General features: G+C 68.4%; 24 protein-coding genes. 9 read left to right on the forward strand and 15 right to left on the reverse strand.

The window, feature by feature from the left end; all coding sequences use genetic code 11:
- Positions 1 to 34: 34 nt before the first annotated feature.
- The 5 genes from AVME950_RS03320 to cysS all read right to left on the reverse strand — a co-directional run bounded on the left by AVME950_RS03320 (position 35) and on the right by cysS (position 5,626).
- Positions 35 to 1,303, reverse strand: coding sequence for an aspartate kinase (locus tag AVME950_RS03320; RefSeq protein ID WP_272548049.1), 1,269 nt, complete (start codon positions 1,301 to 1,303; stop codon positions 35 to 37).
- 97 nt (positions 1,304 to 1,400) lie between these two features.
- Positions 1,401 to 2,351 carry a tRNA lysidine(34) synthetase TilS gene (gene tilS, locus AVME950_RS03325; protein ID WP_284428755.1) on the reverse strand — a complete coding sequence of 317 codons (951 nt, stop codon included), beginning with the start codon at positions 2,349 to 2,351 and terminating at the stop codon, positions 1,401 to 1,403.
- 107 nt (positions 2,352 to 2,458) lie between these two features.
- Positions 2,459 to 3,436, reverse strand: a complete 978-nt coding sequence (locus AVME950_RS03330) for an acetyl-CoA carboxylase carboxyltransferase subunit alpha (RefSeq protein ID WP_272563991.1) — start codon at positions 3,434 to 3,436, stop codon at positions 2,459 to 2,461.
- A gap of 88 nt (positions 3,437 to 3,524) precedes the next feature.
- On the reverse strand, positions 3,525 to 4,184 hold the full coding sequence (locus tag AVME950_RS03335) for a DNA-3-methyladenine glycosylase family protein (protein WP_272563992.1): 660 nt from the start codon (positions 4,182 to 4,184) through the stop codon (positions 3,525 to 3,527).
- Positions 4,185 to 4,246: 62 nt separating this feature from the next.
- The gene (gene cysS, locus AVME950_RS03340) at positions 4,247 to 5,626 is read right to left on the reverse strand and encodes a cysteine--tRNA ligase (protein ID WP_284428756.1); all 1,380 of its coding nucleotides are present in this window, start codon (positions 5,624 to 5,626) and stop codon (positions 4,247 to 4,249) included.
- A gap of 213 nt (positions 5,627 to 5,839) precedes the next feature.
- Between cysS and AVME950_RS03345 the strand changes: the two genes are divergently transcribed.
- The 6 genes from AVME950_RS03345 to AVME950_RS03370 all read left to right on the forward strand — a co-directional run bounded on the left by AVME950_RS03345 (position 5,840) and on the right by AVME950_RS03370 (position 11,169).
- Complete coding sequence (locus AVME950_RS03345; RefSeq protein WP_284402559.1) at positions 5,840 to 6,934, forward strand: L,D-transpeptidase Cds6 family protein; 1,095 nt, start codon at positions 5,840 to 5,842, stop codon at positions 6,932 to 6,934.
- Positions 6,935 to 7,034: 100 nt separating this feature from the next.
- Positions 7,035 to 8,318, forward strand: a complete 1,284-nt coding sequence (locus AVME950_RS03350; protein WP_372588174.1) for a L,D-transpeptidase family protein — start codon at positions 7,035 to 7,037, stop codon at positions 8,316 to 8,318.
- Positions 8,315 to 8,899: a peptidylprolyl isomerase gene (locus AVME950_RS03355; protein ID WP_284428757.1), complete on the forward strand. Its 585-nt coding sequence runs from the start codon at positions 8,315 to 8,317 to the stop codon at positions 8,897 to 8,899. Before AVME950_RS03350 ends, AVME950_RS03355 begins: the two co-directional genes overlap by 4 nt.
- A 62-nt stretch (positions 8,900 to 8,961) precedes the next feature.
- Complete coding sequence (locus tag AVME950_RS03360) at positions 8,962 to 9,468, forward strand: peptidylprolyl isomerase (protein WP_284402562.1); 507 nt, start codon at positions 8,962 to 8,964, stop codon at positions 9,466 to 9,468.
- 37 nt (positions 9,469 to 9,505) lie between these two features.
- Entirely contained in the window at positions 9,506 to 10,294 is a 789-nt protein-coding gene (locus AVME950_RS03365) for a UDP-2,3-diacylglucosamine diphosphatase (protein ID WP_284428758.1), read from the forward strand.
- A 53-nt stretch (positions 10,295 to 10,347) separates the two neighbouring features.
- On the forward strand, positions 10,348 to 11,169 hold the full coding sequence (locus AVME950_RS03370; protein ID WP_284427852.1) for a M90 family metallopeptidase: 822 nt from the start codon (positions 10,348 to 10,350) through the stop codon (positions 11,167 to 11,169).
- A gap of 84 nt (positions 11,170 to 11,253) precedes the next feature.
- Here AVME950_RS03370 and hmuQ read toward each other — a convergent pair whose 3' ends face one another.
- The 8 genes from hmuQ to AVME950_RS03410 form a co-directional block, all read right to left on the reverse strand.
- Entirely contained in the window at positions 11,254 to 11,556 is a 303-nt protein-coding gene (gene hmuQ, locus AVME950_RS03375; RefSeq protein WP_284428759.1) for a heme-degrading protein HmuQ, read from the reverse strand.
- A gap of 131 nt (positions 11,557 to 11,687) precedes the next feature.
- Positions 11,688 to 12,575, reverse strand: a complete 888-nt coding sequence (locus AVME950_RS03380) for a DUF3014 domain-containing protein (RefSeq protein ID WP_284428760.1) — start codon at positions 12,573 to 12,575, stop codon at positions 11,688 to 11,690.
- Between the two features lie 224 nt (positions 12,576 to 12,799).
- Entirely contained in the window at positions 12,800 to 13,477 is a 678-nt protein-coding gene (locus AVME950_RS03385; RefSeq protein WP_284427850.1) for an alpha/beta hydrolase, read from the reverse strand.
- An 81-nt stretch (positions 13,478 to 13,558) separates the two neighbouring features.
- The gene (locus AVME950_RS03390) at positions 13,559 to 14,401 is read right to left on the reverse strand and encodes a DODA-type extradiol aromatic ring-opening family dioxygenase (protein WP_284428761.1); all 843 of its coding nucleotides are present in this window, start codon (positions 14,399 to 14,401) and stop codon (positions 13,559 to 13,561) included.
- Between the two features lie 119 nt (positions 14,402 to 14,520).
- On the reverse strand, positions 14,521 to 14,940 hold the full coding sequence (gene arfB / locus AVME950_RS03395) for an alternative ribosome rescue aminoacyl-tRNA hydrolase ArfB (RefSeq protein ID WP_272564004.1): 420 nt from the start codon (positions 14,938 to 14,940) through the stop codon (positions 14,521 to 14,523).
- Positions 14,937 to 15,881, reverse strand: coding sequence for an alpha/beta fold hydrolase (locus AVME950_RS03400; RefSeq protein ID WP_502869353.1), 945 nt, complete (start codon positions 15,879 to 15,881; stop codon positions 14,937 to 14,939). The genes arfB and AVME950_RS03400 overlap by 4 nt, the downstream gene beginning before the upstream one ends.
- On the reverse strand, positions 15,875 to 16,318 hold the full coding sequence (gene aroQ / locus AVME950_RS03405) for a type II 3-dehydroquinate dehydratase (protein ID WP_272564006.1): 444 nt from the start codon (positions 16,316 to 16,318) through the stop codon (positions 15,875 to 15,877). Before aroQ ends, AVME950_RS03400 begins: the two co-directional genes overlap by 7 nt.
- 136 nt (positions 16,319 to 16,454) lie before the next feature.
- Positions 16,455 to 16,823: a hypothetical protein gene (locus AVME950_RS03410; protein ID WP_284428763.1), complete on the reverse strand. Its 369-nt coding sequence runs from the start codon at positions 16,821 to 16,823 to the stop codon at positions 16,455 to 16,457.
- 166 nt (positions 16,824 to 16,989) lie between these two features.
- Between AVME950_RS03410 and AVME950_RS03415 the strand changes: the two genes are divergently transcribed.
- The 3 genes from AVME950_RS03415 (at position 16,990) to AVME950_RS03425 (ending at position 20,325) form a co-directional block, all read left to right on the forward strand.
- Positions 16,990 to 18,801, forward strand: a complete 1,812-nt coding sequence (locus AVME950_RS03415; RefSeq protein WP_284428764.1) for a glutamine--tRNA ligase/YqeY domain fusion protein — start codon at positions 16,990 to 16,992, stop codon at positions 18,799 to 18,801.
- A 122-nt stretch (positions 18,802 to 18,923) separates the two neighbouring features.
- On the forward strand, positions 18,924 to 19,256 hold the full coding sequence (locus AVME950_RS03420) for a DUF2322 family protein (RefSeq protein ID WP_284428765.1): 333 nt from the start codon (positions 18,924 to 18,926) through the stop codon (positions 19,254 to 19,256).
- Positions 19,257 to 19,428: 172 nt separating this feature from the next.
- A complete protein-coding gene (locus tag AVME950_RS03425) occupies positions 19,429 to 20,325 on the forward strand; it encodes an alpha/beta hydrolase (protein WP_284428766.1) in 897 nt (298 codons plus the stop codon).
- 331 nt (positions 20,326 to 20,656) lie between these two features.
- Here the strand turns inward: AVME950_RS03425 and AVME950_RS03430 are convergent, their stop codons facing one another.
- Both AVME950_RS03430 and AVME950_RS03435 read right to left on the reverse strand, forming a co-directional pair.
- Positions 20,657 to 21,940 (reverse strand): phospholipase D-like domain-containing protein, encoded by a 1,284-nt coding sequence (locus AVME950_RS03430; RefSeq protein ID WP_284428767.1) that lies wholly within the window; start codon positions 21,938 to 21,940, stop codon positions 20,657 to 20,659.
- Positions 21,941 to 22,061: 121 nt separating this feature from the next.
- On the reverse strand, positions 22,062 to 23,291 hold the full coding sequence (locus AVME950_RS03435; RefSeq protein ID WP_284428768.1) for a GGDEF domain-containing protein: 1,230 nt from the start codon (positions 23,289 to 23,291) through the stop codon (positions 22,062 to 22,064).
- Between the last annotated feature and the right edge of the window lies 1 nt (position 23,292).

Below are 23,292 nucleotides of genomic sequence, written 5' to 3' on the forward strand. Positions count from 1 at the left end.
TATTATGCCTCAGATTGAAGGCGTTTTTGCCTCGTCAAGCAGGCGACTGGTCCAGTTCGAACGCCTTGTGCAACGTGCGCACTGCCAACTCCACGTACTTCTCGTCGATCACGACGGAGGTCTTGATTTCGGAGGTCGAGATCATCTGGATGTTGATGCCCTCTTCGCTCAGCACGCGGAACATCTTGGCGGCCACGCCCACGTGGCTGCGCATGCCGATGCCGACGATGCTGACCTTGCAGATCTTGGCGTCGCCCACCACTTCCTGCGCGCCCAATGCGGGAACGACCTTTTCCTTGAGCAAGTCAATCGTGCGCGCGTAGTCGGAGCGGTTGACGGTGAAGCTGAAGTCCGTTTTGCCGTCCTTGCTCAGGTTCTGGATGATCACGTCGACATCGATGTTCGCATCGGCCACGGCGCCCAGGATCTGGTAGGCAATGCCGGGCTTGTCGGGCACGCCGAGCACGGAGATCTTGGCCTCGTCGCGGTTGAATGCGATGCCGGATACAACGGCTTGTTCCATTTTTTCGTCTTCCTCAAAAGTGATCAGCGTGCCGGAGCGGGCTTCTTCGTTGATGTCGATGTCCCAGGGCGTGAAGCTGGACAGCACGCGCAGGGGCACCTTGTATTTGCCGGCGAATTCGACCGAGCGGATCTGGAGCACCTTGCTGCCCAGGCTGGCCATCTCCAGCATTTCCTCGAAGCTCACGGTGGCCAGGCGGCGCGCCTCCTGCACCACGCGCGGATCGGTCGTGTACACGCCGTCCACGTCGGTGTAGATCAGGCATTCGGCCGCCTTCATGGCGGCGGCCACCGCCACGGCCGAGGTATCGGAGCCGCCCCGGCCGAGCGTGGTGATGTGGCCGTGCTCGTCGATGCCCTGGAAGCCCGTCACGATCACGACCTTGCCGGCGGACAGGTCGGCACGCACGCGCTGGTCGTCGATGGATTCGATGCGGGCCTTGGTGTAGGCGCTGTTGGTGCGGATCGGCACCTGCCAGCCGGCGTAGCTCACCGACTCCATGCCTTCGGACTGCAGCGCGATCGCCAGCAGCGCGGAAGACGCCTGCTCTCCGGTGGAGGCCAGCATGTCGAGTTCACGGTGGTAGGCGGACGTGGCGCGGGAGGGGGCCAGGTCCTTGGCCAGCCCGAGCAGGCGGTTGGTTTCGCCACTCATGGCGCTGGGCACCACCACCATCTGGTGGCCGGCCCGCGCCCATTTGGCCACGCGCTTGGCGACGTTGCGGATGCGCTCCGTGGAGCCCATCGACGTGCCGCCGTATTTATGAACGATCAGTGCCATTGGATATCTGGAATGACGAAACGCAAGACGGCGCAGGGAAAGGAGAAAAATTGTTCTGGCGCGCCGCCGTTTTTCGTGCAGGGATGGGGACCAAAACCTAGGAATTGTACCAACCGAGCACCTGGGCTTCGCGCACGGCAAAGCCGCGGCCGACCTTGATGCGGATGCGATGCCCCCGCGTGGTGCATGCGGCGATCTGGTCCAGCAGTTCGGCCAGTTGGGCCGCGGCCGGCGTGGTGCCGTGCACGCTGCGCAACCAGTGGCGCAGCACGTTGGCCTGACGAGCCCCGCTCAGCGACTGCAAGGCCGCCAGCCGCGGCGGCACGCCCACGGCGGCCAGATCGGCCTCGGCCAGTTCCTGCAGCAGTTCGCTGGCCTGCGCGGCATGCTCGGCGCTGCGGGCGAAGGTGTCGCGGAACTGGGGAAAAGCGGCATCGAGCGCTGGCAGCAGCCGGTGGCGGATCCGGTTGCGCGTGTAGTGCTCGTCGCCATTGGTGGGGTCTTCCACCCACGCCTGGCCCCGCGCCACCAGCCAGGCGCGAACATCGGCGCCGGCCACCCGCAGCAGGGGCCGATGCCAGTCGAGGCCATCGCGCTGCCAGTGCGCAGGCATGGACGCCAGACCCGGCACGCCAGCGCCCCGCGACAGCGCCAGCAGCAGGGTTTCGACCTGGTCGTCGGCGTGCTGGGCCAATGCTATTGTTTTTATAGCAGCATGCCCTAGTGTTACTTGCGCCAGACCCGCAAAAGCCTCGTACCGCATCCGGCGGGCGGTGTCTTCCGGGCTTTGGCCCGGCGCGGGGCGTGCGTCCACGCGCGCCACCTGGAGCGGCACGCCCTGGCGCTGGCACAGGTCGGCGCAGTGGCGCTCGAAGCCATCGGCCGCCGCCTGCAGCCCATGGTGCACATGGAACGCATGCACCTGGCCGGGCCACCGCCCTGCGCAGGCCAGCAGCAGCGCGGTGGAGTCGGCCCCGCCGCTCAGCCCCACGGCCAGCGGCAGGGCCGGTGCGAAGGCCGCCATGGCGGCGTCGAAGGATTGCGTCATGCCAAAGGGACGTTTCAAAGGGCTGTGATGGCAGCGACTTCCATGCAAAACGGCCCCGAAGGGCCGCTGGGTTCATGGCATGGGGCGTGGTGCCGGAGCCCTGTGCTTCAGCGCGTCTCGGCCTTGGTGTCGGTGAATCGGCCGTAGCTTTGCAGGCGCTCGTAGCGGCGGTCCAGCAGTTCCTTGGGCTTGAGATCGGCCAGTTGGCGGAAGGCATCGCCCAGCGCGCGCTTGAGGAAGGCGGCCATCTGCTTGTGGTCGCGGTGGGCGCCGCCCACGGGCTCGCTCACGATCTTGTCCACGAGGCCCAGGGCCTTGAGGCGGTGGGCCGTGATGCCCATGGCATCGGCCGCGTCCTGCGCCTTGTCGCTGGTCTTCCAGAGGATGGAGGCACAGCCTTCGGGGCTGATCACCGAGTAGATGGAGTACTGCAGCATCACCACCTGGTCAGCCACGCTGATGGCCAGCGCGCCGCCGGAGCCGCCCTCGCCGATCACGGTGGTAATGATGGGCACTTCCAGTTGCGCCATCTCGAAGATGTTGCGGCCGATGGCCTCGGACTGGCCGCGTTCTTCGGCATCGATTCCGGGATAGGCGCCAGGCGTGTCCACGAAGGTGAACACCGGCAGCTTGAACTTCTCGGCCGTCTTCATGAGGCGCAGGGCCTTGCGGTAGCCCTCGGGGCGGCTCATGCCGAAGTTGCGCGCGGCGCGCTCCTTGGTGTCGCGGCCCTTCTGGTGGCCCAGCACCATGCAGGCATGCCCGTTGAAGCGGGCCAGCCCCCCCACGATGGACAGGTCATCGGCGAAGTGGCGGTCGCCGTGCAGCTCGACGAAGTCGGTGAAGATGTCGCGCACGTAGTCGAGCGTGTAGGGGCGCTCGGGATGGCGGGCGATCTTGGTGATCTGCCAGGGCGACAGATCGCTGTAGATGTCTTTGGTGAGCTGGTGGCTCTTCTTGCTGAGCTGGTCGATCTCTTCCGAAATATCGACGGCGCTTTCGGTCTGCACGTAGCGCAGTTCTTCGATTTTTCCTTCGAGCTCGGCAATCGGCTGCTCGAAATCCAGAAAGGTTTTTTTCGCCAACGTAATTCTCCTTGGGCTCCTCGCCCTGTTCAGGCCAGCACCACGGGCACGGACGCAGCATCGGTTGCCGCGCCCTCCCGCGAGGGCGTCAATAGTCCACCGGCAACGGGGCGAGCGACCGCCAAATATACCAACTCGCCACGCTGCACCAGGGCTTCCAGGCCTCTGCCACTTCGCGGGCATCGCTGCGGCTCACGGGATCACCCGAAAAATAGTGCTGGCTGATGCCCTGGATCAGGGTGGCATCGTCCAGCGGCATGACGTTGGGGCGGGCCAGGTGGAAGATGAGGAACATGTCCGCCGTCCAGCGGCCGATGCCGCGGATGGCGATCAGCTCCTCCGTGATGGCCTCGTCGTCCATCGCATCCCAGTCCTTGACGTGCAGCTTGCCGGTATCGAAGTGCAGCGCCAGATCGACCAGATAGTCCACCTTGCGCGCGGACAGGCCTGCGCCGCGCATGTCGTCCACCTTGAGCTTGAGCACGCTGGCCGGCGTCATGGTGCGCGGCAGGGCCGCGAAACGGTCCCATACCTTCTGCGCGGACGCCACCGACACCTGCTGGCCGACGATGCTGCGCGCCAGCGTGGTGAACGCATCGCCGCGCTGGCGCAGGGCCACGTCGCCCAGTTGCGGGATGAGCCGCTTCATCACGCGGTCTTTCTTGACGAGGTGCTTGCAGGCCTCGGCCCAATACGCGGGCGCGATCAGTTGCGGCCCGTCATGGGCTGTCTTTTTCGTCGCAGCCACCGCTTATCCCGCCTGCACCAGAAATTTCACCGGCGCCAAAGGCCGCTTCATCCAGGAACCGCTCACTGCGCTGCCTCCCAGGTCGTGCCGGCAGCGGAGTCCTTGAGGACGATGCCCTGCTCCAGCAGCGCCTTGCGGATGCGGTCGGCCTCGGCGAAGTCCTTCGCGGCCTTGGCGGCGGCGCGCGCGGCGATCTGTGCCTGGATGGCGGCTTCGTCCAGCGTGGCCCCGGCCTTCAGGAAGGCTTGCGGATCGCCCTGCAGCAGGCCCAGGCAACTGGCCAGCGCCTTCAGCAGTCCGGCGGTCTGCGGCGACTGCGTGCGGTTGACCTCGCCGGCCAGATCGAACAGCACGGCCACGGCCTCGGGGGTGCCGAAGTCTTCGTCCATGGCGGCCTTGAACCGGGCCGCGTAGGGATCGGTCCAGTCGATCGAGGGCGTGGGCGCCGGCGCGATCAGGCTCAATGCCGTATAGAGGCGCTTGAGTGCGGCGCGCGCGTCGTCCAGGTGGGCGTCGCTGTAGTTGAGGGCGCTGCGGTAATGGGCGCGCACGATGAAAAAGCGCACGGTCTCGGCGTCGTACCTGGCCAGCACGTCGCGGATGGTGAAGAAGTTGCCGAGCGACTTGCTCATCTTCTCGTTGTCCACGCGCACGAAGCCGTTGTGCACCCAGAAGCGCGCCAGCGGCTTGCCGGTGGCGCCTTCGCTCTGCGCGATCTCGTTTTCGTGGTGCGGAAACTGCAGGTCGGCGCCGCCGCCATGGATGTCGAAACTCTCGCCCAGCGTGGCGCAGCTCATGGCCGAGCACTCGATGTGCCAGCCGGGCCGGCCGGCGCCGAAGGGGCTGTCCCACTTGGCTTCGGGCGGCTCCTCGGGCTTGGCGGACTTCCACAGCACGAAGTCCAGCGGATCGTCCTTGCCGTCGGCCACGGCCACGCGCTCGCCCGCGCGCAGCTCGTCGAGCGACTTGCCGGACAGCTTGCCGTAGCCCGCGAACTTGCGCACCGCATAGTTCACGTCGCCGCCGCTGGCACGGTAGGCCAGGCCCTTGTCTTCCAGCGCGCCGATCAGCGCGAGCATCTGCGGCACGTATTCGGTGGCGCGCGGCTCGATGGAGGGCGGCTCGATGCCCAAAGCGCCGATGTCCTGGTGCATGGCGGCGATCATCTCGTCGGTCAGCTCGCGGATGGTGATGCCGCGCTCCACCGCGCGCCGGATGATCTTGTCATCGATGTCGGTGATGTTGCGCACATAGGTCACGCGCAGGCCGCTGCTCTTGAGCCAGCGCTGCACCACGTCGAACGCCATCATCATGCGGGCGTGGCCGATGTGACACAGGTCATAAATGGTCATGCCGCAGACATACATGCGCACATGTCCGGGCTCCAGCGGAGAAAAAGGCTCCAGCGCACGCGACAGCGTGTTGTAGATACGCAAACTCATGGAAATTCAGTCAAGGGGTGGATGGTGCAGCCGGCGCCCTGGCAGGGGCTGCGCAAAGAGGCGGGAGCCTCCCGGAAGGGCCGTGCGCGGCGGTGCGCACATGCAAAATCAGGAGCGGCAACAGCGTACCGGCATGACAAACCCCTCAGCTACAATCCGCCGCAGTATAAGCCCCCGTTACGGCTTGACACCTCCAACCATTCCCGTCCGCCCATGAAGCATCCACAACGCACCCTTGCCCATCTCCTGCGCCTGATTGCCCTGTCGGCCTTGTTGGGTGCCCCGCTGGCCCACGCGGACGACTATGCCGAGATCACCCAGTTGCTCAAGGCAGGCAAGCCGGCGGATGCCCTGGCCAAGGCCGACCAGCGGCTCACCGCCAACCCCCGCGACCCGCAATTGCGCTTCCTGCGCGGCGTGGCCCAGGCGGATTCGGGCAAGCAGACCGAAGCGGTGGCCACCTTCACGAAGCTCACGGAAGACTATCCCGAGCTGCCCGAGCCCTACAACAACCTGGCCGTGCTGTACGCCAACCAGAACCAGCTCGACAAGGCGCGCACTGCGCTCGAGATGGCCATCCGCACCAACCCCAGCTATGCCACCGCGCATGAAAACCTGGGCGACATCTACGCCAAGCTGGCCAGCCAGGCCTACAACAAGGCGCTGCAGCTCGATGCCACGCACGCGAGCTCGGTCAAGCCCAAGCTGGCACTGATCCGCGACCTGTTCTCGACCGAGGCCAAGGCCTCCACCGCCAAGGCGCCCGCGGCTGCGCCCGTGGCCGCGGCGGCTCCCCGCCCCGCCCCGGCACCCGCGCCCGTGGCAGCGTCTCCGGCGCCAGCCACCCCTGCGCCGGCCCCCGCGCCCACCCCGGCCGCGCCGGCCGTGGCCGCTGCACCGGCGCCCACTCCGGCTCCGGCCCCCGCTCCCGCAGTGACGGGCAACACCGCCTCCAGCGCCGCCGCCGCGGCGGAACGGGAAGTGTCCGCTGCAGTGCACGCCTGGGCCAAGGCCTGGGAGAGCCAGGACATGAACGCCTACCTGGGCGCCTACGACAAGAACTACACGCCCAACGGCAAGCAAAGCCACGCCGCCTGGGAAAAAGAGCGCCGCGACCGCATCGTCGGCCGCGCCAAGATCAACGTCAGCGTGAACGACCTGCGCATTTCCGTGAACGGCAACAAGGCGCAGGCGCGCTTTCGCCAGGGCTACAGCTCCGGCAGCTACAGCGTGAACAGCCGCAAGACCCTGGACCTGGTGAACACCGGCGGCCAGTGGACCATCGTGCGCGAGGCCACCGGCGGTTGATGGCGATCGTTTCGGTGACGCGCTCCACCATCGCCTTCGGGATGCTCCCTTGCCCTCTGCTGGCGCACCGCGCCGCATTCATTTCCGCTTGAAGCCTCGCATGCCTGCGGGACGTTCCCCCTGGAGCCGCGGCATGGCGGCGGGCATGGTGCTGTCGCTGCTCGCGGCAGCCTGGCCGGCGCACGCCCAGGGCGACAAGCTGCGCGGCGTGGGCAAGAACGCGCGCACGGCGCCCGTGCGCATCGCCCCGCTCGCCGATGGGCAGGCGGAAAAGCGCCTCATGGAGGTCTATCGCCTCACCGGCGAAGGCAAGGGCCGCGAGGCCCTGGCCAAGGCCGAGAGCCTGGTGCGCGACCACCCCAACTTCCAGCTCGCGCAACTGGCGCTGGGCGACCTGCTGTCGGCCCGCACGCGGCCGCTGCGGCAGATGGGCGACGTGCCGGCCGGCCAGGGCGATGCCCCGCCGCCGCAGGAAGCTGCCGACGTGCTGGCCGAGCTGCGCGCGGAGTCGCGCCAGCGCACGGACGCCCTGCGGGTGCGCCCCCAGGCGCGCACCATTCCCGCCCAGTTCATCGAGCTGTCGCTGCGTTCGCGGCACGCGATCGCGGTCGATGCGTCGCGCTCGCGGCTCTACCTGTTCGAGAACACGCCCAACGGGCTGGAACTCGTGGCCGACTACTACGCCTCGGTGGGCAAGCTCGGCATCGAAAAGCTCATCGAGGGCGACCAGCGCACGCCGCTGGGCGTGTACTTCATCACGAGCCGCCTGGACCCGGCCACGCTCAAGGACTTCTACGGCGCCGGCGCCCTGCCCATCAACTACCCCAATCCGCTGGACCAGAGCCGCGGCAAGACGGGCAGCGGCATCTGGCTGCACGGCACGCCGCCGGACCAGTTCTCGCGCGCGCCGCTGGCCACCGACGGGTGCCTGGCCCTGGCCAACCCGGACCTGGAGCGCATCCTGCGCACGGTGGAGCCACGCTCCACACCGGTGGTGATCGCACGGCAGCTGCAATGGGTGCCGCCGCACAGCGTGCAGGCCGACCGCAAGGCGTTCGATGCGGTGCTGGATGCCTGGCGCACCGCCAAGTCGCAGGGCGACCTGCAGCGCCTGATGGGGTTTTACGCCCCCACGTTCCAGAGCTACGGCAAGATGCCGCTGCAGGAGTTCTCCAAGCAGCTGGGCGCGGAAACGCGCGCGCTGCGCGGGCGGCCGATCCAGCTCAAGGACAAGACCCTGCTGCGCTGGACGGATGCCTCCGACACCATGGTGGTAACGTTCGGCGAGGTCATCGAAGGGGCCCGCACCGGCCCCGTCAAGCGCCAGTACTGGACCCGCAAGGGCAACCAATGGCAGATATTTTTCGAAGGAGTGATTGGATGATTTCCAGAAGAAATTCGACCCTGGCGCTGGCCGGCATGGCGCTGGCAGCTATTGTTTCCGTAGCACCCGCCCAGGCGCAGGACGCGACGGCCCCCAAGGTGAAGCTCGCCACGTCGCTGGGCGACATCGTGGTCCAGCTTGACCCCGCCAAGGCCCCGAAGACGGTGGACAACTTCCTGTCCTACGTGAAGGACAAGCACTACGACGGCACCGTCTTTCACCGCGTGATCAACGGCTTCATGATCCAGGGCGGCGGCTTCACGCCCGACATGCAGCAAAAGCCCACCAAGGCACCGATTCCGCTGGAGGCCAACAACGGCCTCAAGAACGACAACTACACCATCGCCATGGCCCGCACCGGCAATCCGGACTCGGCCACCTCGCAGTTCTTCATCAACGTGAAGGACAACGCCATGCTCAACGCCACCGGTGAAGGCAACGGCTACGCCGTGTTCGGCAAGGTGGTTTCGGGCACCGACGTGGTGGACAAGATCAAGGCCGTGTCCACGGGCAACAAGGGCATGCACCAGAACGTGCCCACGACGCCCGTCGTCATCACCTCCGCCACCGTGGTCAAGTAAAGCCCACCGGCCCCTGTACACACCACGGCCCTCCCGGCCCCCAACGCTTTCCAAGGAATCCCATGAGCAACCCCCAAGTCGAACTGCACATCGCCGGCCACGGCGTCATCACCCTCGAACTCGATGCCGAAAAGGCGCCGAAGTCCACCGAGAACTTCCTGGCCTACGTGAAGAAGGGCCACTACGACAACACGATCTTCCACCGCGTGATCCCCGGCTTCATGGTGCAGGGCGGCGGGTTCGAGCCCGGCATGAACCAAAAGGGCACCGAAGCCCCGATCGAGAACGAGGCCAACAACGGCCTGAAGAACGCCAACTACACCGTGGCCATGGCCCGCACGAGCGATCCGCACTCGGCCACCGCCCAGTTCTTCATCAACGTGGCCGACAACGGCTTCCTGAACCACACCGCGCCGTCCGCCCAGGGCTGGGGCTATGCCGTGTTCGGCAAGGTGGTCAAGGGCACCGAAGTGGTCGATGCCATCAAGGGCGTGAAGACCGGCCGCAAGGGCTTCCATGACGACGTGCCCAAGGACGACGTGATCATCGAGAAGGCCGTCGCCCTGTAATCGCGGCGACCGCGGCGCACCCATCCCCGCCCGCCCCGTGACCACGACCGTGCCCCGGTTCGAGGAGCTTGCCGCTCCTTCAGACTGGCGCACGGTCGAATTCATTTCCGACCTGCACCTGCAGGCCAGCGAGCCCGCCACGTTCGAGGCCTGGCGACGCTATCTGCGGACCACCGACGCGAGCGCAGTGTTCATCCTGGGCGACCTGTTCGAAGTGTGGGTGGGCGACGACTGCATCGACGATGCCGATGGGGCCTTCGAGGCCGAATGCGGCGCCCTGCTGCGCGAGGCGGCCCGCCAGCGGCCAGTGTTCTTCATGCACGGCAACCGCGACTTCCTGGTCGGGCCGCGCTTTCTGGCCCACTGCGGCCTGACGGGGCTGCACGACCCGACGGTGCTGCAGTTCGGCGGCGAACGCACCGTGCTCAGCCACGGCGACCTGCTTTGCCTGGACGATGTGGACTACCAGCGCTTTCGCGCCCAGGCCCGCAGCACGGAGTGGCAGCAGCGGTTCCTGTCCCAGCCGCTGGCCGTGCGGCGCGCGCAGGCCCGCGGCATCCGCGAGCAGAGCGAGGCGCGCAAGCAATCCGGCGAGGCCGCCTACGCCGATCTGGACGGCCCGGCCACGCGGCAGTGGCTGCAGGCCGCAGGCGCCCGCACGCTGATCCACGGCCACACGCACCGCCCCGCCGTCCACGCCGTGGGGCCGGGCCTGCAGCGCGTGGTGCTGAGCGACTGGGACGCGGCCGCCCGCCCGCCGCGCGCCGAGGTGCTGCGCCTGTCGCCCGGCCGGGGCTTGGAACGGCTCGCCGCCGTCCCCATGTAGGCGGCATCTCTTTTTCCGCCAGGGAGTGCGCGAGCAGGCCCTCCCCCTCTTTCATGCCTGCTCTCTGGAACAAACTCTGGCACCGTGTGCGCGCGACCGTCGCCCCCGTGCCGGAGATCTCCGCACCGCTCTGGCTGCAGACCCTGCAGCGCTATCCGTTCCTGTCCGCCCTGCCGCTGCAGGACCAGGCCAAGCTGAGGGCACTCAGCGCCCTCTTTCTGCAGCGCAAGGAATTCACCGGCGCGCACGGCCTGCAGGTCACCGATGCCATGGCGGTCGCCATCGCGGCCCAGGCGTGCCTGCCCGTGCTGCACTGGGGCACGCCCGCCCAGGCACTCGACTGGTACGACGATTTCGTGGGCATCGTGGTCCACCCCGGCGAGGCCGTGGCGCGCCGGCAGTCCACCGACGAGGCCGGCGTGGTGCACGACTACACCGAGGTGCTGCTGGGCGAGGCCATGCACCGGGGCCCGGTCATGCTGAGCTGGCCGGCCGTGGACAGCGCGGGCAGCGGCCAGGACCGGGGCATGAGCGTGGTCATCCACGAGTTCGTGCACAAGCTGGACATGCGCAACGGCAACGCGGACGGCTACCCGCCCCTGCCACCGGGCTTTCTGGGCACCACCGGCCCGCAGGCGGCGCGGCAGGCCTGGCGCGCGGCGTGGCAGCCGGCCTATGACGCCTTCCGGGAGCGCGTGATCATCGCCGAGCGCTTTGGCGGCGAATGGCCCTGGCTGGATGCCTACGGCGCGACGGCCCCGGCCGAATTCTTCGCCGTGGCGTGCGAGGCGTACTTCGTGGACCGGGCGACGTTTGCCGCCGAGTTCCCGGACCTGATGCCCACGCTGGACGCCTTCTACCGCCGGGGATTGTGAGTCAAAACCCCTTCACGCCCTAGATTTCATTGCCCTCATTGCTATTATTTGTATAGCAATCGCCTGCCTGGCCGGCGCAGGCGCTCACAGCGCGGATTCGAACAGTTCCAGCTGCGGCGGTCCCAGGTACAGATCGCGCTTTTGCCCCGCGCCCGCGTGCGCGGCCCGGAAGGCGTCGGAGCGGGTCCACGCCTCGAAATCCGCGCGCGACGCCCAGACGGTGTGCGATGCGAACAGCGTGTGCTCGGGCGTCATGTCTCCCCGCAGCAGGCGGAAGGACTGGAAGCCCGGCACCTGCGCCAGATGGCTGTCGCGCTGGCGCCAGATCTCGACGAACTCCTCCTCACGGCCGGGGGCGATGCGGAAACGGTTCATGGCAACGAACATGGTGGGAAGCTCCCTGAAGTGAAAGATCAGAAATCAAACCGCAGAAGTGAAACCGCGTGAAGGGGCCGCGTTCACCGGACGGCGAGGCGCGGCGCGCGCCGGCCGCAGCAGGGCCGGCGCGCCCGTGGCGCTTAGGGCTTGCGCGCCATCTCGCCCGTCGCGACCCGGCGGCGCAGCTCGGCCAGCACGGTTTTCATCCGCCGCTCGTTCTCCACGCCCATGCGCACGAGGATCTTCTGGCCGCTGGACAGGGCCTGCAGCTTCGGGTCGGCGAACTCGTAGCGCACCCAGGGGCGCGTGGAAGGCACCTCGCCGGTCACCTTGGTGAGCTGCACCTGCACCGGGCCGGTGGGCTCGGGCGCCTGCAGCAGGTTGTCCAGCGTGGCCACCAGCCGGTCGTTGAAGTAGCGGCGCGGAAAGCCCAGCTCTTCGTACGCCTGCTGGAACAGCGGGTACAGCCGGGCGTACAGCGCAACGGCCTGGTCCTGCGGAATGGCTTCGGCCAGCATGACGAAGGCGCGGTAGCGGCCCGCGTTGCTGGCGGCGATCGTCTCCGTCTCGCTGCCCTCGCCATCCACCAGGAACCGCTGCGGCATGGGCTGCACGGGCCACAGGCGGGACGGCGCGCTCTGGCGCGACAGGTTGTCCACCGTGGCGACCGCGCGCTGCACGAAGCCGTCCATGCGCAGCAGCGCCGCGACCGAGTCCGCCCCCACCCATCCCGTGACCGCCTCGGTCAGGGGGCGGTCCGATTCGGCCAGGGTGGGGAGTTTGGTGTCGGGCGGCTGCACCGTGTCCATGGGGTTCTGGGGTCCGGAGGCCGCGGATGCGGGCGGCGCGGCGGCCTGGGACGCGGACTGGCTGGCCACGGGCGGCAATGCCACCGGCTCGGACGCCGGGCGCCCCCAGAACCACCAGGCCGCGCCGGCGCCCAGCGCGCCAGCGACCAGCACCCACGGAATCCAGGCGCGCGAAGCCTGCTGCGCGGGCCGCAACTCCACCGTGTCACGTTCAGGCATGAATGCCTCCTTTTCTTGGGTTTCGGGAAAGCCGCGGTAGAAAGACAAGATGCCCCGCGGCCGCCCATCGATTGGAAGCGATGGACTCCACCGGGCCGTAACGCCGTGTGACGGGTCCGGTCACCGCTGGCATGGGGGGTGTCGTGCACCGCTCGGTGGCCGATGCAAGCCGGCCGGGGTCCACGCAAGGAACGGTGGACCCGCGGGGCCCATCGGTCAGCCGCTCAGCGCGCGGCCTGCGGCTGCGGGTGCTGCAGTCCGCCCAGCCATCCCATGGCATCGGTCAGTTCGGCCTGCCGGATCTCGTGCGCTCCGGGGTATTCGCGGTAGGTCAGGTCCAGCGACAGCCCCCGGGCATGGTCGCGGATGGCGTGGGCCTGGGCCAGGGGAATCACGTTGTCCTGCACGCCATGGCTCACCCAGAGCGGCTTGCCGCGCAGGCTCTCGGCCGCGGCGGCGAACGGCATCGCCTGGGGCAGCAGCCGGCTGTGCCACACCATGGCGGCGTGCAGCAGCTCCGGCCGGGTGAACAGCAGGGACAAGGCCATGATGCCGCCCTGGCTGAAACCGCCCACCACCACCCGCTCGGGGGGCACGCCCAGTTGCAGCGCGGCGGCCTCCACCGTGAGCGCCACCAGCGAGCGGCTGGCCGCCTCCTGCGGCTCATGGATGGAACGGCTGCCATCGGGCAGCACGGAAAATTCGAACCACGCATGGGAGCCGGGCCCCATGGCATGCGGCGCGCGCAGGCTCACGACATGGAAATGCGGGGGAACGTAGGGGGCCAGGCCGAACAGGTCGCCCTCGTTGCTGCCCACGCCGTGCATGAGAACGAGCAGCCAGGGAGAGGTGGTGTGGGCCGCGGCGGGGCGGTTCAGGAAGGGAAGCGGCAGATCAAGCATCGATGGGTGCCCTGAAAAGGCGTTCAAGGCAGGGATGAAGGGTTGCAAATCGGGGTTGGAGTGGAACGGGGCCCGGGGAGTTCATGCCGCGGCCTGCAATACGAAGGCGTCCATGGCCAGGGCGCCATAGCGGACCTCCCGGCTCAGGTAGTGCGCCTGCGCCTCGGGGCCAGCGGCGCCCAGGGCGAAAAACAAGGGCAGGAAATGGTCTTCGCTGGGGTGGGCGCGCTCGGCATGCGGGGCCTGCCGCCGGTAGTCCAGCAGCGCGGGCCAGTCGCGCCGCTGCACGGCGTCTTCGATCCAGCGGCTGAATTCGGTCACATAAGGCAAGGGCTCGTTGGCGCCGCCAAAGAACTCGGCCAGGTTGTGCGTCATGCTGCCGGAGCCCACCACCAGCACGCCTTCGCTGCGCAGGCCCTGCAACGCGGCGCCCATGGCGTAGACCTCGGCAGGCCCGGCGGTGGAAGGCAGCGCCACCTGCACCACAGGCAGCCGGGCGTCGGGAAACAGGTGCATCAGCGGCACCCAGGCGCCATGGTCGAAGGGCCGCTCCGCATCGCCTTCGGCCGCGATGCCGGCCGAACGCAGGCGCGCCAGCACCGTTTCGGCCAGGGCCGGGGCGCCTGCGGCCGGGTAGCGCAAGGCATACAGGGCCGGCGGAAATCCGCCGAAATCGTGCCACGTGGCGGGCTGCGGCCCGGTCATCACTTTCGGCGATCGCGGCATCCAGTGCGGCGACATGACAACCACCCCGCGAAGGTGCGGAAAGCGCGCCTGGACCTCCTGGCCCCAGCGGGTGAGGGCCGGGCCGGTTTCGCCGGCGTCCACCGCGAACAGCGGGGCGCCATGGGAGAGATACAGCGCGGGGAGTTCGGCATTCCTGCCGCTGTCGGTGGGTGCGCGGGCCCGTTCCAGATCGGACATGAAGATTCCTCGGTTGCCGACAGATGGGGTCGATGGCGGCGGTTCCAACCCCCGCGGCGATCGGCGCAGCCTGTGCCGCCACGGGCCAGCGTACGCCCGCCGTGGCGCTCCCCGCCTTTTCAGTCGCGCACCGGGCCGCGCAGCGCCTTGATGCCCGAGCGCACGCTCTTGGATTCCAGGCGGCGCTGCTTGGAGCCATAGGTCGGCTTGGTGGCCCGGCGGGTGCGCGGCGGCTGCGCCACGCTGGCCACCAGGGCCTGCAGGCGCTGGAGTCCGTCGAGGCGGTTGGCTTCCTGGCTGCGGTACTGCTGGGCCTTGATGACCAGCACGCCCTCCTGCGTGATCCGGCTGTCGCGCAGCGCGAGCAGGCGCTCCTTCACGCCGTCGGGCAACGAAGACGCCGCGATGTCGAAGCGCAAGTGCACTGCGCTGGACACCTTGTTGACGTTCTGCCCGCCAGCGCCCTGCGCCCGCATGGCGGTGATCTCCACCTCGCGCTCGTCCACCTGGGGGACGAAGGCCGCCGGCGGCGCGGTCATCGGCCGGCCGCCAGGGATGCGGCAGCCGGCTGTGCCCCGTCCGCCAGCGCGGCCAGCAACGCGGCCATGAAGGGCCGGGGCTGTTCGAACTGCACCCAGTGGCCGGCCTCGGGGATGAAGTCCAGGCCGCGGAAGTCCGGCACCACCGCCCGGAACGCCGCCTCCAGCTCCACGATCCAGCGCTTGTAGAGGGCATCGTTGCGGCCATAGATGGCGTGCACCGGGCAGGTCACCCGGGGCAGCGAGCGCGCCAGGATGTCGGTGTGCGCCAGCCGGCGGCGCGGCATGCGGTCGCGCACCACGTTGGCCACGTGCAGACCCAGCGCCAGGCCTTCGATGAGCGCCGGATCCTGCAGCATCAGCACGGCCAGGTTGTGGCGGTGCACCTGCGGCTGCTGGTCCGCGGGCAGGTGCCGCCAGGCTTTCAGTTCGAACTGACGGTGCGGCACCACGCCCATGGCCGGCGCGCCCACGATGACCAATTGCCGGGCCAGCTCGGGGTGGTCGGCCAGCAGCAGGCCCGCCACCATGCCGCCGAACGAGAACCCCACCAGATCGCACGGCTGCGGCCCCCACAGCGCGCGCATGCCCTCGCACAGCGGCTCGACCAGCGCGTCGGCATCGGCGCCAGCGGGGGGCAGAGCGGACTCCCCGAAGCCTGGCAGATCCGGCACCCAGACCTGGTAGCCCGCCGCGACCAGGTCTTCGATGTTGCGCACCCAGTGGGTCCAGCTGCCGCTGCCGCCGTGCAGCAGCACCAGCGGCGGCTGCCCGGGCACGGCCGGGCCCCAGGCGTGCCACACCAGATCGCCGTCGCCGCAAGGCGTGGTGTGCCGCGTGGCCAGCGCCTGCAGGCGCCGCACTTCGGGCGGGGTGCCATCGGGCGCCGCGGCCCCGGCAGATCCGGGGTGGGCCACTGGGGCGGTGGGCACCGTCACCATCCTGCCAGGCCGTCGATGGCCAGCGGATAGCCCTGCACGCCGAACCCGCACATCACCGCGCGCGCCACGCCGGACAGATAGGAATGGTGGCGGAAGGCTTCGCGGGCATGCACGTTGCTGATGTGCAACTCCACCAGCGGCACGCCCGTGCCCTTGACGGCATCCAGCAGTGCCACGCTGGTGTGGGTGTAGGCCGCGGCATTCAGCACCACGCCGGCCAGTTCGCCAGCACCGTGGAGGCGGCCGGCCTCATGGATCCAGTCCACCAGGTCGCCCTCGTGGTTGCTCTGGCGGAACTGCAGCGCAAACCCGTGGCGCTCGCACGCCTGGGCGCACAGCCGCTCCACATCGGCCAGCGTGTGCACGCCGTACACCGAGGGCTCGCGCGTGCCGAGCAGGTTCAGATTGGGTCCGTTGAGGACAAAGACGGTTTTCACAGGGCCAGCACTCCATGCAAGGCGTCGCCGCCAGTCGGCGAACGCGAACAGGGCGAATTATGCGTGGCGCTCCCAAAGAAAACGGCCCCGAGGGGCCGTTGGGACTGCATGAGCAGCCAGGGGACAGCGATGGGTTTCAGCGACCGTAGTAGCCCCGGTCCCGTCCGTGCCAGTGGCGGCCGCCGCCGTAGTACCCGTAGGGGGCGACCACCACCGGAGGCGGGGGCGCGTAGTACACCGGCCGTGGCGGCGGGTAGTAGACAGGGGGGGGTGCGTAGACCACCGGGGGCGGGCCGTAATAAACGGGACGGGGCGGCGGGTAATAGGCTGGCGGGGCCACCACGACGGGGTAGCCGCCACCCCCGACACCGACCGCCACGCCGGGCGCCCCGATGCCCACAGACCAGGAAATATCGCGTGCCTGGGCGGCACCGGTGCCCGCCAGGAGGGCGAGCGCCACGCCGGCGGTGGCGGCCATGGCTGAGAGAGAGCGGCTGTTCGTCATGGAAATCTCCTTTGGATGGGAGCCCCGCCATCGCGGAACGCCCGTGGATGCTCAACGCATCACATGTCCGAAAGGATGGCACAAACCGCCTGCAATGTTGTTTCTGGACGTAGCGCGCTGTGTTTCACCCGGTAACGCCCTGGGCACCGCCGCCTAGAATGCCGCCATGAGTTCCCCAGCCCCCCTCGACCCCTCCTCCAACGCCGCGGCCAAGCCCAGCAATTTTCTTCGCCAGATCATCGAGAGCGATCTCGCCAAGGGCACGCATGCCCAGGCGCGCTGGGGCGGCACGCCCGGCGATGCGGCCCACCATGCCGGCGGGCAGCCCGACCCGGCGAAGATCCGCACGCGTTTCCCCCCCGAACCCAACGGCTACCTGCACGTCGGCCATGCCAAGAGCATCTGCCTGAATTTCGGACTGGCCGCCGACTACGGCGGCGTGTGCCACCTGCGCTTCGACGACACCAACCCGGAGAAGGAAGACCAGGAGTACGTGGACGCCATCATCGATGCCGTGCATTGGCTCGGCTTCGACTGGAAGGCCAGCGGCGATGGCGCCGACCACCTGTATTACGCCAGCAACTATTTCGACTTCATGTACCGCGCGGCTGAGTACCTGATCGAAAACGGCAAAGCCTACGTGGACGAGCAGACCCCCGACGAGATGCGCGCCAACCGCGGCGACTTCGGTAAGCCCGGCGTGGACAGCCCCTTTCGCAGCCGCACCGTGGCCGAAAACCTCGCGCGATTTCGCGAAATGCGCGAGGGCAAGCTGCCCGACGGCGCCGCCGTGCTGCGCGCGAAGATCGACATGGCCTCGCCCAACATCAACCTGCGCGACCCGGCCATCTACCGCATCAAGCACGCCGAGCACCACAACACCGGCAACCAGTGGTGCATCTACCCGATGTACACCTTCGCGCACCCCATCGAGGACGCGCTGGAGCACATCACCCACAGCATCTGCACGCTGGAATTCGAAGACCAGCGCCCCTTCTACGACTGGCTCATGGACCGCCTGGTGGAAGGCGGCCTCATCGCCGCGCCGCAGCCGCGCCAGTACGAGTTCGCACGCCTGAACCTCACCTACGTGGTCACCAGCAAGCGCAAGCTCAAGCACCTGGTGGACAACGGCATCGTGACCGGCTGGGACGATCCCCGCATGCCCACCATCGTCGGCCTGCGCCGCCGCGGCTACACGCCCGAATCGATCCGCCTGTTCTGCGAACGCATCGGCGTGACCAAGGACTACAGCTGGATCGACTACAGCACGCTGGAAGGCTGCCTGCGCGAAGACCTGGAAGCCAAGGCCCACCGCGGCATGGCGGTACTCAACCCCGTCAAGCTGGTGCTGACCAACTGGGACGAGGTGATGGGCGCCGGCCACCTGGAGCCCTGCAGCCTGCCCGCCCTGCCCCATCCACCCGAAGGCACCGAATCGCCCCTGCGCCATTTCACGATCGGCAAGGAAGTGTGGATCGAGCGCGAAGACTTCGAGGAAGTGCCCCCCAAGGGCTACAAGCGCCTGTTCCCCGGCAACAAGGTGCGCCTCAAGGGCGGCTACGTGATCGAATGCACGGGGTGCAACAAGGACGCCGATGGCCGGATCACCGAAGTGCTGGCCACCGTGGTGCCCGACACCAAGAGCGGCACCCCCGGCGCCGACACCGTGAAGGTGAAGGCCGCCATCACCTGGGTGGGCGCGGCCGATGGCGTGAAGGCGGAGGTGCGCATGTACGACCGGCTCTTCACCGATGCGCAGCCCGATGCCGGCGGGAAAGACTTCCTCACGCTGCTGAACCCGGACAGCCTGAAGGTCGTGACGGCCATCGTGGAGCCCTCGCTGGCCAACGCCCGACCGGGCGACCAGTTCCAGTTCGAGCGGCACGGGTACTTCGTGGCGGACAGCAAGGACCATGCGGCGGGCAAGCCGGTGTTCAATCTGGCCGTGGGCCTGAAGGACTCCTGGGGCAAGTAAGCCAACGCAACAGCCAGCCCGGACAACGGCGGCCATCGCCGTCGCGGGCCGGTCCCGTTATCCAACGATGGAAGTCCCTGGCCATTCAGCGCCAGGGACGCATCGCACTCCCGATTTCGAGAATGAACTTTTCCTCGCGCCTTCAACAACTCCCATCCGTTGCCGACCTCTCCGCCCTGCACCTGCTGGGCCCGGACGGACAGGTCATCGCCACGCTGGAAAACAAGCCCGGACAAGCAGGCTCCCTGGCGGTCTACAACGCGTTGTCCACCTTGTACGGCGGCACCATCACGCCCGCAGCGGCCAGCCTGGGCCTGGAGTGGTACGCAGAGCACACGGCCGATGCACACGCCCACCCCGGCAAGCACCCCAACATCGACCGTCTGGTGGCCTGGGCGTCCGGCACGGCCAGCTACCGTGCGCAGCGGGTACCAGCGCTCCCGGCCGCCGCCTGACATCCGCGGGCAAGGCCGGTTCGGAAGCATAGCGATTTCGGCAGTGACACCCGCGCCATGGCGGCGTCATCTCTGACGGCCAAGGCGCTGACGCGCCAACCATAATCCGCCCGGCACCGGCCTGTCGCCTGTGTCCCGGCCCGATCGCCGGACCACCCACTTGGAGGCGCGATTGAAACACCCTCACCGTTCATGGGCCCGCGCGGCATGGCAAGTCACCGGCATCCTGGCCTTGGCCGCGTGGCTGACCGGTTGCTCCGCGGTCGGCACGCTCAATGCGCTCACGGCCAAGGACAGCCATACCGTCCAGGCCGGCGTGGCCTACGGCACGCTGCCGCGCCAGCAACTGGACATCTACCGGCCGAAAACGACGGCGCCAGCGGCCGGCTGGCCGGTCGCGGTGTTCTTCTATGGCGGCTCCTGGAACAGCGGCGAGCGCGGCGACTACCTGTTCCTGGGCGAAGCGCTCGCGGCACGGGGCGTGCTGACGATGGTGGCCGACTACCGCCTCTACCCCGAGGTGCGCTACCCCGAATTCCTGCAGGACAGCGCACTGGCCGTGGCCTATGGCCTGGACCATGCGGCGCAGTGGGGTGGCGACCCGAAACGGGTGTTCGCCATGGGCCACAGTGCCGGCGGCTACAACGCGGCGATGCTGGCGCTGGACCCGCGCTGGCTGCAGCCCACGGGCCACACGCCGAACGAGCTTGCCGGCTGGATCGGTCTGGCGGGGCCGTACGACTTCTTTCCCACCGACAACCCGCAAGCGCAGCCGGTGTTTTTCCACCCGAACTACCCGCCCAAGGCCCAGCCCATCGAGTTCGCACACCCCGGCGCGCCGCGCACCTTCCTGGCGGCCCCGGTCAACGACCGATTGGTGAGCCCGGAGCGCAGCACCCAGCAGATGGCGCAGAAGCTGCAGGCCGCTGGCGTGCCGGTCACGCTGAAGTCGTATCCCCGCGCCAGCCACACCACGCTCGTCGGCGCATTCGCGTGGCCGCTGCGCTGGGTCGCGCCGGTGGTGGGCGACGTGGAGGCGTTCATCCAGGCAGTGCCGCCGGCTCAGTGAACTCGCCTTGACGGCTTGCACTGCCCTATTCAGCAGGAGGACAAGTCACCCAATGATCAATCGTCGAGCCCATTTCGCACCATCAGCCAAGACCGGTTCCAGAACGGCGTTTTGCGCTTGACGGGGTATTTGTGCCTCAGCCACCGAGGCGTTTGAAGAACGGTCACCGACCAGCGCTTTCCATCGTCAAAAAAAGAAAAAATGATGGCCTGCGCTGCTGGTGCGACCTCATGGATCACCTCCCTAGCAACTTGCTTTATTGTCACGCAGTGTACTCAAAGCCCAAGATGCAACGCCCGAGGAAAACTGTTTTGCAGCGGTGTCATGCAGCCTACAGCTGCGTCTCCAGCAAACTCGCCACCCGCTCGGCCAGCTTCTCCTTCATCGGCCGATCCAGCCAGTCCTGATGGGTCACCCGCCGCGACCTTTTCAGGTCGTCTTCGAACACGACCGTCTGGCGTTGCGCGAATGGTGCGTCGTACACGTTCAGGTTGGCCTCGTCATTCAGCCGGAACGAGCGGTTGTCGAAGTTGGTGGAGCCCACCGACACCATGAGCTGATCCACGATCATGACCTTGCAGTGGTACATGGTGGGCTCGTACTCGTAGATCTCGGCGCCGGCCTGCAGCAGTTCGCCCCAGGTAGCGCGGGAGGCGGCCTTGACGGTTTCGGTATCGGTGTGCTCGCCGGGCGTGATGAGCCGGATGCGCACGCCGCGCGCCAGGGCGTCCAGCATGAGTTGCCGGGTCAGGTCGTCGGGCACGAAGTACGCCACCGACAGGTCCAGGCTGCGCTCGGACGAGGTGATGGCCAGGTGGTACATGAGCTGCATGCTCTCGCTGCCGCTGGAGGGGGAGCTGGAGAACATCTGCGCCTTCTGCGTGCCGCTCTGGGCGATGGCGGGAAAGTACGCCTCGCCGTGCATCACCTTGCCCGTGACCTTGAGCCAGTTGTCCAGGAAGGTGGCTTGCATCTGCGCGACCGCCGGGCCCTTGACCTGGTAGTGCGAATCGCGCCAGTGGTCGGGGTCCTGCGCGTTGCCGGTCCATGCGGGTGCGATGCCCACGCCGCCCGTGAAGCCCACCAGTCCGTCGGTGACGAGCAGCTTGCGGTGCGTGCGGTTGTTCAGGCGGGCCAGGTTGTACCAATGGGGCTTGTGGAATTTCTCGACCTCCACGCCGGCCGCCTTCATCTCGGTGAAGTAGCTCTCGTCCATCTTGGAGCTGCCCACCCAGTCCAGCAGCACATGCACCTTCACGCCGGCACGGGCGCGCTCGCTCAGGGCATCGGCGAACTGCTTGCCGATGTCGCCGGACCAGTAGATGTAGGTTTCGAAGGTGACGCTCTTCTGCGCGGCCCGGATGGCGGCCAGCATGGGCGGAAAGATCTGGTCGCCGTTGAGCAGCTCCACCACCTCGTTGCCGCTGGTGATGCCCGGGCCCAGCAGGCTGCCCATGGCACGTTCGTACTGGGGCTGGGCGGTGGTGTACAGGCGCGGGATCTGGTGCTGCACTTTCTTCTCGCCGGCGGTGAAGTTCAGCGCGAACAGCACGATGGCGGTGGTGGCCACGAAGGTGAGTGCTACGGTGAGCAGGGTGCGGCCTGTTTTTTTCATGTGCGCGATTGTGGGTGGGCGCCGGGTGCGCGCTTGTAAGCCCACGCCTCCAACTCGGCCAACGCACGGGGGCCGTGGCAGCGCACTGCGCGGCGGCGTGCGTGCCGCCGGCCTGCGGCGGTCAGCCGGCTTCGAAGCGGTTGCGGCCGTTGTGCTTGGCGCGGTAGAGCGCCTTGTCGGCCCGCGCCACGGTGGCGGCGTGGGGCTCGCCGGGCACGCGTTCGGCCACGCCGGCGGAGAACGTCACCGCCAGGCCCGGGGCCAGCGCCTCGAAGCCGCCGCGCTCCATCTGGCCGCGCAGCCGCTCCAGCACGCGCATCGCACCGCTTTGGCCGGTGCCGGGCATGAGCAGCAGGAACTCTTCCCCGCCCCAGCGCGAGAGCACGTCGCGCCCGCGCACGCCGGCCTGGGCGATCTCGGCGAAGCGCTGCAGCACGGCGTCGCCCACCGCATGCCCGTGCGTGTCGTTCACGTGCTTGAAGTGGTCGATGTCCATCATGGCCATGGCCATCGGCGCCGTGGCGGGCTCGCCCGGCCGGCCGTCCTGCGGCTGGACCGCGGCGCCCACCGTCCAGTGCAGGGTGAGCAGGTCGCCCATGGCGCGCCGGTTCAGCAGGCCGGTCAGCGCATCGTGCTCTGCGAGCTTGCGGCTCAGTTCCAGCGCCTCGGTGAGGGTGGCCTTCTGCCGGGCCAGGCGGCTGCGCAGGCGGCCGATGCGGATGGCCAGCGCGGCCACCGCCGTCACCACGATGAGCGAGAAGGCCCAGTGGATGACCTCCACGCGCGGGTCGTAGCGCGGCGATTCGCCCGACGTGCGCCACAGCATGATCCCGGTCACGAGCACCAGCCAGTACGCCATGAGCACGCGCGTCTGCCCGGCCCGCAACTGGAACATGCCGCCCAGCAGGAACAGCGGTGCCAGCAAGCCCAGCAGCGCACCGCGCGCCGGCCCGGTGATGGCATAGGCCCAGCCGAGCGCCGTGGCCGCCAGCACCGACTGCAGCATGGACAGCGACGGATCGTGCGGCGCCAGCCGCCGGCCCTGGCCGCTGCGCACGAGCAGGCAGCAGACGAAGCTGGTGCCCAGCGCGAAGGCGGTCAGCGGATAGGCCTGCCTGGCGTCCACCAGCCCCAGCATCACCTCGGCCTGCTGCACCAGGGCGATCAGGCACAGCAGGCCGAACGCCAGCAGGCACTGCGACATGCGGATGCGCACCTGCTTGCTCTGGCCGAACAGCGCCCGGTCGATCCGGCCCCGCAGGCCCGGGGGCGGTGGCAGGACGCCATCGGCCGCGCGGCGCGCCGGTGATCCGCCGGGCGGTGGGGAATGGGGGCGGGCGGCAGGCGGCATG

Source organism: Acidovorax sp. SUPP950, assembly GCF_030158935.1.
In the GTDB taxonomy this organism is placed as follows: Bacteria; Pseudomonadota; Gammaproteobacteria; order Burkholderiales; family Burkholderiaceae_C; genus Paracidovorax.